The following is an 11,362-nucleotide window of genomic DNA, read 5'->3' as shown; positions in this document are numbered from 1 at the left end:
ACCCATTGGGTAAGCTTTGGGCCCAAAGTGCCGACCTTCCACCGCTTCGACGGCTTTCGGATCGAAGTGCGGTCGCGGGACCATAGCCCGCCGCACTTCCACATGATCGGCCCCGATTTCCACGCGCTCGTCGATATCCGCACGTTGCAGGTGATCCAGGGGACGTACAGCCGCAAAGCCTTGGCCATGGTGGTGGATTGGGCGTCGCTTCATATCGAGGCCCTGATGATCGAATGGAGGCGACTCAATGAGCGCGGATGACATCGTCATCGTCGGGCGGCCTCTACCGAAGCTGGCCAGCGTCGCGCCGGCGGGCGGCAGCTTCGATGTGATGGTGACCTGGGCTGCCGGCGACCGTGCCGGGCAGACAGACCGAGTGGATCTCGCCCCGGTCATCTTCACCTACAAGGTGTTCCGGCCCTTGCGCGACGGTGCGATTCCGTTTGACGCCGTCCGGCTCGGCGCCTGGGGCGGCTCGATTGTCTGGGAGGGTGACGAGGATCTCGATATCGGGGCCGAGACGATCGAGGATTTGGCCGCGGCGTCGATGACGAATGCTGAATTCGCGGCTTTTCTTCAGCGCAACAACCTAACGCTCGACGCGGCGGCCGCTCAGCTCGGCATCGCCCGCCGCCGGGTGGCCTACTTCGCCAAGGATCGCGAGATCCCGCGCTACATCGCCCTCGCATGCCGCCAGCTCGACCGGATGCTGGGCCGGCCGATGCCGGGTGCGGTCGCCCACGCGCCGCACGCCGAACATGCTGCGGCCGGTGCAGCCTGACCGTGCCAAGCCTCTGCTCCGCAGCCTCATTGAAAACGGCTGGTCGCGCAGGCATATCCGCCCCGCATTTTCCCCTACGCGGAGGCATCACCCGTGAGCGAGACGATTGAGCGGCACGAGTTCGGGGCGGAGGTGGGTCGGCTCCTCGACCTCGTCGTGCACGCGCTCTATTCCGACCGCGAGATCTTCCTGCGCGAACTCGTCGCCAACGCCGCCGACGCCATGGATCGGCGCCGGTTCGAGGCCCTGACCTCGGCGGCGAGCGCCCTGCCGCCGGACGCGAAGGTCCGGATCGTGCCCGACAAGGAGGCGCGCACCCTGACCATCTCGGATGCTGGCATCGGCATGACCAAGGAGGATTTGGCGGCCAATCTCGGCACCATCGCCCGTTCCGGCACCCGGGCCTTCTCGCAGACCCTGGACGCGGCCAAGGCCGAGGACCGCCCGAGCCTGATCGGCCAGTTCGGCGTCGGCTTCTACTCGGCCTTCATGGTCGCCGACCGGGTCACGGTCACGTCGCGCCGGGCCGGCAGCGACGAGGCCTGGACCTGGGCGTCCGAGGGCCAGGGCAGCTACACGCTGGAGCCCGCCACCCGGGCCGAGCCCGGCACCGACATCGTGCTGCACCTCAAGGAGGATGCGGACGAGTACCTCGAGCCCTACCGCCTCGATCATCTCGTGCGGAAATGGGCCGACTTCATCACCGTCCCGATCGCCATCGTCCGTGACGGCAAGGACGAATCGGCCAACCAGGGCACCGCCCTTTGGCGCAAGCCAAAATCCGAGGTGACCGAGGAGCAGTACGAGGCGTTCTATCACGCCATCGGCATGAACTTCGACAAGCCCTGGGCAACGCTGCACTGGCGCGCCGAAGGCCAGCTCGAATTCTCAGCGCTGCTGTTCGTGCCAGGCGCGAAGCCGTTCCAGGCGCTGGAGAACGACCGGCAGAGCAAGGTCCGCCTGCATGTCCGCCGGATGTTCATCACCGACGAGGCCGAGCTGCTGCCGCCGTGGCTGCGCTTCGTCCAGGGCGTCGTGGACACCGAAGACCTGCCGCTCAACGTCTCCCGCGAGATGCTGCAATCGACGCCGGCGCTCGCCCGGATCCGCCGCGCCGTGACCGGCCGCGTCGTCTCCGAGCTGACCAGCCGCGCCAAGGATGCTGAGAGCTACCAGACCTTCTGGGAAAACTTCGGCGCGGTGCTCAAGGAGGGCATCTACGAGGATTTCGAGCGCCGCGGCGAGATTGCGCCCCTGCTGCGCTTCCGCTCCTCTGCCGTGGAGGGCTGGACCTCTCTGCCGGACTACGTGTCCCGCATGGGGGACGGCCAGGATGCGATCTACTACCTCGTCGCCGACGATGCCGAGGCGCTGAAATCGTCCCCGCAGCTTGAGGGCTTCAAGGCCAGAGGTCTCGAGGTGCTGCTGCTGTCCGACCATGTCGACGCCTTCTGGCCCGACCAGCTCGGCAGCTTCGAGGACAAGCCGCTCAAGTCGATTACCAAGGGCGGCCTCGACCTGTCGAAATTCGCGCTCGCGGGTGAACAGCCGGAGGCGCCGGAAGGCATCGACGCGTTCGTGGCCGCCGTGAAGACGGCTCTGGGCGCCGAGGTCTCGGACGTCCGGACCACCGACCGGCTGGTCGACTCGGCCGTGGTGCTCTCGGCCGGCAGCGCCGGCCCCGACCTGCAGATGCAGCGGCTGATGCGCCGCGCCGGCCGCGGCGCTGCCGCGCAGCCGGTGCTGGAGATCAACCCCCGTCACCCGTTGATCCGGGCGCTCGCCGCCGCGCCCGAATCGGAAATCACCAAGGAGGCCGGCACGCTGCTCGACCTCGCCCGCATCCAGGACGGTGACAGCCCGCGCGATCCGGCCGGGTTCGCCCGCACGATCGCGGCGGCCCTGGCGGCGGCCCGCGGCGCCTGACGCCGAGCGATTTGCTCCATGGGATCGCAGCCGGGCCCGATGCGCTCGTGCCCGGCTGCGCTCGCGAAAATGGGGAGGCGCTTCGCACAGCGGGCCTCTTCGCAGCCACGTTGCTGCAACAGGCGGATGTGTGCTCACACACATCCGCGACGAAAGTTTCCGAGTTCGGTTGATCATTCCGAAACAGGCGAGCCATAACTTCGCCACCGGTCGGGGCCATTCCCCGACCGGTGGCGCGGGCGCGGTGGGGGCCGCAGGCGTCTGAGCCGATCCCTCTCGTGCGCGCGGCCTGCGCGCCTCACGGACGCTGCATGAACCCGGTCGAGGCTTCAGCCGGCAACGGACAGGCGGTCGCGGCGGCGCGCACGCGGGCTCATGCCCGGGCGTACCGCCACAGCGGCCGCGTGCGGACGATGCGCCGCCTCATTCCGGTGGCGGCCGGCGGCTCGGTCGCGCTGCTGCTCGCCTATCTGTTCAATCCCTTCGCCACGAACCTGCCGGGCGTCTCTCTCGGCCCAGTGACGGTGGCCGGCTCCAAGGTCCGCATGGAGAGCCCGCGGCTCGCGGGCTTCCGCCAGGGCAACCGCGGCTACGAGGTGACGGCCGACGCTGCCCTCCAGGACGTCCGCAAGCCGACCCTGATCGAGCTGGAGCGGATGCGCGGGCATCTCGCCACCGACGACCAGGGCGGCATGGCCCGGCTCTCGGCCGCGTCCGGCCTGTTCGACACCGCCCGCGAGGCGCTCGACCTGAAGGACGACATCCGGATCTGGACCGACAAGGGCGAGGAGGCGCGCCTGCGCTCGGCTGCGGTGATGTTCAAGACCGGCTCGGTGAGTTCCCAGGAACCGGTCACCGTCTCGACCCCGCGCGCCACCGTGAATGCCAACGCCCTCGACGTGGTCGAGAACGGCAAGCGGATCTCCTTCGTCGGGAACGTGCATGTCGTCATCGTCAACGACGACCCGGCCGACAAGGCGCCCCCGCGCATCCTGACCTCGAACGCCGAGCCGGCGGAAGGCAGCCGATGAGCGCGCGTGCAACGCTCTGTGCGGCCCTGGCCGCTTGCCTGGCATTTTCTGGCCCGGCCCTCGCCGAGAAGCCCGCCAAGAAGGATTCGCCCTTCGGCAATATCGGCGGCGGCGGCAAGGACCCGATCAAGATCGACGCCGACCGGCTCGACGTGTTCGACCGGGAGAACCGGGCGGTGTTCGTCGGCAACGTCGTGGCCGTGCAGGGCGAGAGCACGATCCGCTGCTCGACCATGACCGTCTACTACAAGCGCGGCAAGGACAGCGCGAACAAGGATGCGTCCGCGGATGCGGGTGCCGCGGCGCCGGCGCCGAAGAACCCGGCCGAGAACGGGATCCAGAAGGTCGATTGCGCCGGCCCGGTCACGGTGGTCCAGAAGGATCAGGTCGCCACCGGCGATCACGCGGTGTTCGACCAGGATGCCAAGCGCATCGTGCTGACCGGCAACGTCGTGCTGAGCCAGTGCCAGAACGTCACCCGCGGCCAGCGTCTCGTCTACGATATGGGCACCGGGCGGGCGAACATGGACCCGGTGGCCGGCGGGCGCGTCTCCGCCCTGTTCGTGCCCGGCGAGAAGGCCGACGCCAAGGATGGCAAGGCGAAGGGCTGCACGCAGCTGCCGGTCAAGCCGCGGGCCCAGGTCAATTGAGCGGCGCGGTCGCGTTCCGGGCGGAGCCGCAGGATTCGGCGGCCCGCCCGACATGGCTCGGCCGCCTGTTCGGCCGGCGCGCCAATCCGCCCGTCGCGGATGCCGATGAGATCGCTGCGGCGGACGAGGGCGGTCCCGGCATCCTCAGCGTGCGCGGTCTGCGCAAGAGCTACGGCGCCCGCACCGTCGTGCACGAGGCGGGGCTCACGGTCCGAACCGGCGAGGCGGTGGGGCTCCTTGGCCCCAACGGCGCCGGCAAGACCACGATCTTCTACATGATCACCGGGCTGGTGGCGGCCGACCGCGGTCACATCACCCTGGACGGCCTGCCGATCACCCATCTGCCGATGTACCAGCGGGCGCGGCTCGGGATCGGCTACCTGCCGCAGGAAGCCTCGATCTTCCGGGGGCTCACCGTCGAGGACAATATCCGCGCCGTGCTCGAAGTGGTCGAGCCGGATCGCAAGGAGCGGGCGCGCAAACTCGATGCGCTGCTCGAAGAGTTCGACATCGCGCGCCTGCGCAAGTCCCCCTCGATCGCGCTGTCGGGCGGCGAGCGGCGGCGCTGCGAGATCGCCCGGGCGCTCGCCTCCTCGCCAACCTTCATGCTGCTCGACGAGCCCTTCGCCGGTATCGACCCGATCGCGGTGGGCGACATCCAGGATCTGGTGAAGCACCTCAAGCAGCGCGGCATCGGCGTGCTGATCACCGATCACAACGTGCGCGAGACGCTGGGCCTGATCGACCGCGCCTACATCGCCCATTCCGGCCGCATCCTCACGGAGGGCACGCCGGAGGAGATCGTGGCGAATCCTGATGCCCGGCGCCTGTATCTCGGCGAGGATTTCAGGCTTTAGCCCCCACCAGTCACGGGAAGTTCCGAAAGCCGGCTTGGCCGGCGGCGCGCCAGCACCAGCAGCGCGATCATGGCCGCCCCGATGCACGCGGCCGCGAAGGCGTTACCCGCAAAGACCGCAGCGACATCCACCCCGAGATCGACCGCGATCCGCGCGCCGACGATGGACGTGAGACTGACGCTGCCCCAGCCGACGATCTGCGCGATGGCGATGATGATCAGGACGCGAATCGACACGCGATCCGGACGCATGAATAACTCATCCTTGTCCCGGCCGCGAACGACCTGGATCGACAGAAAGACCGGCATCGGCGACATGAGAATGTCGCTCCTGCGAGCCAGGAGCGTCGACCCCGGCTTGCAGCATCACCTTGGATGCCGCCTCGCGACACCGGACCGTGGATGTGAGCCCGATCCAAATCCGATGGAGCGATCACGCCCTCGCGCGCATGCGCATGCGCGCGATCGAGGCAGCTTGGGTCGAGCGAACGATCCGCAATCCGGAGGTGATCGAACCCGATCCTGTCCAACGCGGACGGGTTCGGGTCTTCGCGGCCGTGCCGGAGCGCGACGGGCGGATCTTAAGCGTGATAGACGAACCCCTGGAGGGCGACGAGATTGCGGTTGTGACGGCTCTCCTTGATCGGGACGCACCCGCCAGAGGAAACAGACCCGATGACATCCGAATACGATCCGGCGGTCGACGCCCTCTACATCCGTCTCGCCGATGCGCGTGTCATCGAGAGTGAAGAGCTTCCCCCGGCCTCATCGTCGACCTCGACGCCGAAGGACGGATCGTCGGCGTCGAGATCTTGGACGCCAGCAAGCACGTCGCTCCCGGGGGCGACCTGGATCGTCTGCGCGCGGCCTGACCCCGGCCTGTTCCAACAAAAGGGCTGTGAGACTTCAGCCCGATCGCGATAGGCGCAGAGCGTGGTCTAGCCTCACCCCTTCCAGTTCTTCAGCGCCGCGAACGGGCTGTCCGCCTCCGGCGGCTTGTCCGGGTTCAGCACCGGCTCGACCTGGGCGATCGCGTCCGTCATCGAGAAGGCCGAGCCGCTCTGGAGCCGGCCGCCGGCGGCATCGCGGTGGCCGCCACCGCGGAACAGGCGGGCGCCGTCGAGCGCCGTGCCGTCGTTGGAGCGGAACGACAGCGTGCCCATCCGCTGCACGTTGACGACGCGCTTGGCCCGGCCCGCATCCATGATCAGGTCGGAGACCCGCTGGAACGTGCCCGAATCGAGGGCGAACGACAGGAGCGTGCCGTCCTTGAGGGGGCGGAACAGGGCGTCCGAGCGGGCGAGCGCCCGGGCGAGCCGCATGCGCGTGGTCAGCGCTCGGTCGTCGTCCGGCGCGTCGCGCAGGAGGGTCTCGACCACGTCGGAGCGGATCGCGAGGGCGCGCCGCTCGAGATCGGCCGGGGTCGCACCCTCGCGCAACGACACGGCGGCCGCTCGCAGCAGGCCGGACATGAAGGTCTCGTGCCAGGGATGGCCGACGGGCACGAAGCTCGACACGCTCTCCCAGAACAGCTCGTCGAGCGCCAGGCCCCCCGGGAAGGCGGCGCTGTCCTTGCGCCAGAGGTCAACCGCGTCGATCGCCGCGACAAGGGCGGTGAGGTCGGTGTCGGGCTCGTGGGTGGCGAACAGGGCCCGGTGATCGAAGGCCATCCGTGTGGCACAGACGGTCTCGTCGATCAGCAGGACGCAATCCGGATCGCCGAGGTCGATTCGGCTCAGGCCTGGCCGCTCGGGATCGGCCAGGGGCTCCAGGCCTTGGCGGCGCAGCTGGTCCAGCGAGGAGGCGTGATGGTCGAGGACCACGAGCCGGTGCTTCCGGCCGTCCTCACGGCGTCGGTTCATGGCGGCAAACTTCTTCAGGCCGGCAATGGTCTGCTCCTCGAGGCCGAGATCGGTCATGAGCAGGATCTCGCTCTCGCCCGCCCGGGCCAGGCGCTTGGTCTCGTCCTCGAAGACGGGGCCGACATCGCTGTAGCGCGGCACGTGGACGACGCGCTCGACCGCCGCGCAGGCGGAGGCGACCGTGGCGGCGCCGTAGCCGTCGAGGTCGTGGTGGGTGATCTGGATCAGGCGCACGCGGGACGATCTCGGTCGGTGGCGGGTCCGGGCGGTCTACGACGCCCGGCGCCGCGACGCGAGGGGGCCACCTGTTAGCCGGCAGCTTCCCCTGGCCGGCATCCGGTGCAGAATATCGGCGGGATGCCGTGAGTCGCTGACGCACGATCGGACCCGAAGCACCGTGAAGCGTGCGCGTCAGCCCAGGGGGGAAACAGTGGCTCCAGTCGGAACGCCGCGCGTGAAGCGCATCCAGACGATCTCGCTCGCCCTTCTGGTGACGGCCGGGGTGGTCAATTACGTCGATCGCGCCACCTTGGCGGTGGCCAATCCGCTGATCCGGCAGGATCTCGGCCTGTCGATTTCCGACATGGGCCTGCTGCTGTCGGCCTTTCTCTGGGCCTACGCCTTCGCGCAGCTGCCGGCCGGCGCCCTGTCCGACCGGCTGGGCCCGCGTCTGACTCTGACCCTGGGCTTAGGCTGCTGGTCGCTCGGCCAGATGCTCGGCGGTGTGGTGACCTCGTTCTGGCAGTTCGTAGGTGCGCGCATCGTGCTCGGCGTCGGCGAGGCGCCGCATTTTCCGACCTGCGCCCGGGTCTCGCGCGACTGGTTCAACATCCGTCAGCGCGGCACCGCCACCGGGATCTGGAATTGCGCGTCCTCGCTCGGCACCTTCCTGGCCCTGCCTTTGCTGACCTTCCTGATGGTGACATTCGGCTGGCGGTCCATGTTCGTCATCATGGGCGCCGCCGGGCTGGTTCTCGCCGGCATCGTCTACCTGGTGTTCCGCAATCCCCCCGAGGTGGACCTGACCCAGGCCGAGCGCGCCTTCTTGGAGGAGGGCGATGCTCCCAACACCGACCGGCGCGTCACCTGGCACGCGTGGCAGCGGCTGTTCCACTACCGGACCAGCTGGGGCATGATCATGGGCTATTTCGGCTGCATCTACATGACCTGGCTCTACACGGCCTGGCTGCCGAGCTACCTCGAGATCGAGCGGCACTTCACCCTGCAGAAGACCGGCATCATCGGCGCGATCCCGTTCGCGTTCGGGGTGCTGGGCGGCATACTCGGCGGGCGGATCGTCGACATCCTGGTCCGCCGCGGGATCGACCCGATCCGGAGCCGCAAGATCCCGATGGTCGTGGGCCTGCTGGCGACGGCGGCCTGCACCGTGGTGGCCGCGCTGACGCCGAGCGACACGCTGGCGATCGCGTGCATCTCGGCCTCGCTCTTCCTGGTCTATGTGAGCTCGTCGGCCGCCTGGGCGATGGCCTCCGTGGCGGCCCCGGCCAACTGCACCGCCTCGCTCGGCTCCATGCAGAATTTCGGCGGTTATATCGGCGGTGCCCTGGCGCCGATGATCACCGGCTTCATCGTCGGCGGGACGGGCCAGTTCTCGCTCGCCTTCGTCACCGGTGCGGCGATCGCCGTGGTGGCGGCGATCGGATACTGGGTGCTGATCCAGGATCCGATCGCTGCCGAGACCCCCGCCGAGGCCGTCGCCGCCGGCCTCACGCCCGCCGAATAGGCGGCGGTCAGCCGCGCATATGCGGCACCGGCGCGTGGAGATCACGCGCCGGCCGGCGGGCCTGGAAGTTCCGGCGCATCAGGTCGACGAAGGTCGCGGCCGGGCCGTCCCAATCGTGGCGGGCGGCATGCGCCCGGGCGGCGCTGGCGTCGAAGGGCAGGCGGCCGTCGATCGCGGCGCCCATCAATTCGGCCAGCCGCTCGACCCGGTCGGGGGCGTCCGGGTCGAAATAGCTCGCCGCGCTGCCCCCCGCCTCCGGGATCGCTGTGAGGCTTGACGCGATCACCGGCGTGCCCCGGGCGAGACTGTCGAGCACCGGGATGCCCCAGCCCTCGCCGCGGCTCGGGAAGACCAGGGCGGCAGCCCGGGCGTAAAGGTCGGACAAGCCGTTATCGTCGATGCCGGCGATGTGCACCGCGTCCGGGGTCCGGGTCAGCCGGTCGAGGGTCTCGGGCCGCTCGCCGTCGCCCTTGCCCACGACGATCAGCCGGGCCGCCCCCTCGGGCAGCCGCGCGAAGGCGTCGAGCACGAGGCCGAGATTCTTGCGCGGCTCCAGGCGGCCGACCATCAGCAGGTACGGACGGCCGTCCGCCAGCGGACTCCGTTCGGCGGAAGCCCGGGGCGGTGTCGAGCCGCAGCGCACCTCGGCGATCCGCTCGCGCTCGATGCCGTAGACCTTCGCGATGGAATCGCGGCTGTAATCCGAGATGGTCAGGACCAGCTTGGCCCGCTTGGCCGAGAGCCGGGTCAGCACGCGGTTGCGCCAGCGCATCCGCCAGGAGAAGAATTCCGGGTGGGTCTCGAACAGGATGTCGTGGACCACCACCACCTGCCGGCTCCCCGGCACCAGCGGCGGGGCGATGTAGGTGGTCAGCAGCGTGTCGAGGCGGTCGCGGAACACCAGCCACGGCCAGATCGCCAGGAGGCGCAGGCTCGCCGGCACCCGCGGCAGCCGCTTGTGCTCGATATTGGCGCCCGAGACGATGCGGGCGCAGGCCTCCGGATCGTGGGAATAGACCAGGTAGATCGCGTCCGGGTGGCGGGCGGCGGCCCGTCCGATGATGTTGACGAGCCAGGTGCGGCTGCCCTGGGGCTTGCCGGTGAGCACATGCGCGTCGATGCCGATACGTAGCATGTTACGGGCTCCTATAGGCGCCGAAGGTCGGGGCTTCGCCGGCCGCGTAGGCGCGCCCGGCGAGGTCGCGCGTCGCACCGAGCGGGATGCCGGCGCGGGCGGGGGGCGTGATCAGCGCGAGGCCGTTCGCGAGCGGCTTCGTCGGGTCGCGGAAGGCGGGGGTGCCGACGAGGTCGGGGCCCTGGCCGTTCAGCGGCAGGGTCGCGCCGTCGCTGGTGGTCGTGGCGGCCCAGCGATAGAGCGGGGCGCCGACGCTGCTGCCGATGAAGTTCGGCCCGATCGCGTTGTTGTTGTCGGCGGTGGTCGCCTCGACCGCGATCGCCGCGATGCCGGGCCGGGTCGCGAAGGCGATGTTGTTGAGCACCCGGTTGCCCGCGGTGCGGTCGACCTGCTTGGTATAGTCGGAGGCCAGCACGATCTCGCCGCGATAGACGTGCTTGCCGCCGGAATCGCGCATGTTGCCGGTGACGGTGTTGTTCACCACCAGGTTCGAGCCGGCATCGAACAGGTTGATGCCGGCGCCGTCATTGTCGGCCGCCACGTTGAACGCGACGGTGTTGCCGTCGCACCATTGGTCGATCTGGATGCCGTTGCCGTCCTGGCCGGTGGTTTCCTTCTGGCCGGTCACGATGTTGTACCGGATGGTGTTGCGGTCGCCCGCGTCCTGGGCGGCGTCCTTGGCGTAGACGTGGATGCCCGAGGTGCCGGACATCCCGACGCCGTTGCCCGAGACCCGGTTGCCCTCGACCACGTAGCCGGAGCCGTTGATCTCCATCCCGTGGATGCCGTTGCCGGTCACGGTATTGGCCAGGATGAAGCTCGGATCCTCCGGCGGCACGTTGATCACGTCGACGGCGACGCCGTGGGTCTTGTTGTCGGCCAGCGTGTTGCCGGTGATGCGGTGACCGGCTCCCGCGCCGTCGCCGATCCAGATGCCGAGGCCTGATTTCGACACGGTCGAATCCGCAACTGTGACGTGGTGCGAGCCGCGGCGAATGATGAAGCCGGAATTGACCGCGCCTCGCACGGTCAGGCCGGTCACCGTGACGTAGGCGGCATTCTCGAACACCACCGAGTTCGACAGGACGGGCGTGGTCCCGGCCACCGCCGCCACGGTGACCGGCGCCTCGGCGCTGCCGCGGGCGCCGATCACCGCCACGTCGCCGTAGCTGCCGCCGCGGACCAGCACGCTGGAGCCGGGCGCGAGGCTCGCGAACGGGACATCGGCGAGCCGGGCCACCGTGCGGTAGCCGTCCATCGTGCCCCCCGCCGGGTCGACCAGGATCTTCTGCTGCGACTGGGCATCGGCCGCGCCGCAGGCGGCAAGTGCCGGCAGCAGCAGAGCCGCGAAGAGGCTTCGAACGTGCATCCGCGGCC

Annotated in this window: 12 protein-coding genes; 8 read left to right on the top strand and 4 right to left on the bottom strand. The window is 69.4% G+C overall.

Annotation, left to right across the window (positions count from 1 at the left end; translation table 11 throughout):
* The first annotated feature begins 27 nt into the window (after nucleotides 1-27).
* From AKJ13_RS10010 to lptB, 6 genes are all read left to right on the top strand, one after another.
* Nucleotides 28-261, top strand: a complete 234-nt coding sequence (locus AKJ13_RS10010) for a DUF4160 domain-containing protein (RefSeq protein ID WP_050733194.1) — start codon at nucleotides 28-30, stop codon at nucleotides 259-261.
* Complete coding sequence (locus AKJ13_RS10005) at nucleotides 248-781, top strand: DUF2442 domain-containing protein (protein ID WP_144426221.1); 534 nt, start codon at nucleotides 248-250, stop codon at nucleotides 779-781. Before AKJ13_RS10010 ends, AKJ13_RS10005 begins: the two co-directional genes overlap by 14 nt.
* A 93-nt stretch (nucleotides 782-874) precedes the next feature.
* Complete coding sequence (htpG, locus tag AKJ13_RS10000) at nucleotides 875-2,707, top strand: molecular chaperone HtpG (RefSeq protein WP_050733193.1); 1,833 nt, start codon at nucleotides 875-877, stop codon at nucleotides 2,705-2,707.
* A gap of 311 nt (nucleotides 2,708-3,018) precedes the next feature.
* Nucleotides 3,019-3,738 carry an LPS export ABC transporter periplasmic protein LptC gene (gene lptC / locus AKJ13_RS09995; RefSeq protein ID WP_050733192.1) on the top strand — a complete coding sequence of 240 codons (720 nt, stop codon included), beginning with the start codon at nucleotides 3,019-3,021 and terminating at the stop codon, nucleotides 3,736-3,738.
* Complete coding sequence (locus AKJ13_RS09990; RefSeq protein ID WP_050733191.1) at nucleotides 3,735-4,388, top strand: LptA/OstA family protein; 654 nt, start codon at nucleotides 3,735-3,737, stop codon at nucleotides 4,386-4,388. The genes lptC and AKJ13_RS09990 overlap by 4 nt, the downstream gene beginning before the upstream one ends.
* A gap of 65 nt (nucleotides 4,389-4,453) precedes the next feature.
* On the top strand, nucleotides 4,454-5,245 hold the full coding sequence (lptB, locus tag AKJ13_RS09985) for an LPS export ABC transporter ATP-binding protein (RefSeq protein WP_244471578.1): 792 nt from the start codon (nucleotides 4,454-4,456) through the stop codon (nucleotides 5,243-5,245).
* Here the strand turns inward: lptB and AKJ13_RS09980 are convergent.
* Nucleotides 5,242-5,562 carry a hypothetical protein gene (locus AKJ13_RS09980; RefSeq protein ID WP_050733189.1) on the bottom strand — a complete coding sequence of 107 codons (321 nt, stop codon included), beginning with the start codon at nucleotides 5,560-5,562 and terminating at the stop codon, nucleotides 5,242-5,244. The two genes, lptB and AKJ13_RS09980, sit on opposite strands and share 4 nt — an antisense overlap.
* A gap of 80 nt (nucleotides 5,563-5,642) precedes the next feature.
* Between AKJ13_RS09980 and AKJ13_RS30315 the strand changes: the two genes are divergently transcribed.
* On the top strand, nucleotides 5,643-5,993 hold the full coding sequence (locus AKJ13_RS30315; protein ID WP_348270935.1) for a DUF4258 domain-containing protein: 351 nt from the start codon (nucleotides 5,643-5,645) through the stop codon (nucleotides 5,991-5,993).
* A gap of 195 nt (nucleotides 5,994-6,188) precedes the next feature.
* On the opposite strand, the gene AKJ13_RS09975 is transcribed toward AKJ13_RS30315, so the two are convergent.
* Nucleotides 6,189-7,340 (bottom strand): dimethylmenaquinone methyltransferase, encoded by a 1,152-nt coding sequence (locus AKJ13_RS09975; RefSeq protein ID WP_050733188.1) that lies wholly within the window; start codon nucleotides 7,338-7,340, stop codon nucleotides 6,189-6,191.
* A gap of 220 nt (nucleotides 7,341-7,560) precedes the next feature.
* Here AKJ13_RS09975 and AKJ13_RS09970 point away from each other — a divergent pair, with 220 nt between their 5' ends.
* Nucleotides 7,561-8,850: an MFS transporter gene (locus AKJ13_RS09970; RefSeq protein WP_244471572.1), complete on the top strand. Its 1,290-nt coding sequence runs from the start codon at nucleotides 7,561-7,563 to the stop codon at nucleotides 8,848-8,850.
* A 7-nt stretch (nucleotides 8,851-8,857) separates the two neighbouring features.
* On the opposite strand, the gene AKJ13_RS09965 is transcribed toward AKJ13_RS09970, so the two are convergent.
* Nucleotides 8,858-9,985 (bottom strand): glycosyltransferase family 1 protein, encoded by a 1,128-nt coding sequence (locus tag AKJ13_RS09965; RefSeq protein ID WP_050733186.1) that lies wholly within the window; start codon nucleotides 9,983-9,985, stop codon nucleotides 8,858-8,860.
* A 1-nt stretch (nucleotide 9,986) separates the two neighbouring features.
* Entirely contained in the window at nucleotides 9,987-11,354 is a 1,368-nt protein-coding gene (locus AKJ13_RS09960; protein WP_050733185.1) for a right-handed parallel beta-helix repeat-containing protein, read from the bottom strand.
* Between the last annotated feature and the right edge of the window lie 8 nt (nucleotides 11,355-11,362).

Source organism: Methylobacterium sp. ARG-1, assembly GCF_001262595.1.
GTDB lineage: Bacteria > Pseudomonadota > Alphaproteobacteria > Rhizobiales > Beijerinckiaceae > Methylobacterium > Methylobacterium brachiatum.
The sequence above is the reverse complement of the archived record's forward strand: the minus strand, read 5'-3'. Positions and strand labels throughout refer to the sequence as shown.

Excerpts from the sequence above, each read along its gene's own strand:
- AKJ13_RS10005 (WP_144426221.1), top strand. The coding sequence starts at position 248 with ATGAGCGCGGATGACATCGTCATCGTCGGGCGGCCTCTACCGAAGCTG.
- lptC (WP_050733192.1), top strand. The coding sequence starts at position 3,019 with ATGAACCCGGTCGAGGCTTCAGCCGGCAACGGACAGGCGGTCGCGGCG.
- AKJ13_RS09990 (WP_050733191.1), top strand. The coding sequence starts at position 3,735 with ATGAGCGCGCGTGCAACGCTCTGTGCGGCCCTGGCCGCTTGCCTGGCA.
- AKJ13_RS09980 (WP_050733189.1), bottom strand. The coding sequence starts at position 5,562 with ATGTCGCCGATGCCGGTCTTTCTGTCGATCCAGGTCGTTCGCGGCCGG.
- AKJ13_RS09965 (WP_050733186.1), bottom strand. The coding sequence starts at position 9,985 with ATGCTACGTATCGGCATCGACGCGCATGTGCTCACCGGCAAGCCCCAG.
- AKJ13_RS09960 (WP_050733185.1), bottom strand. The coding sequence starts at position 11,354 with ATGCACGTTCGAAGCCTCTTCGCGGCTCTGCTGCTGCCGGCACTTGCC.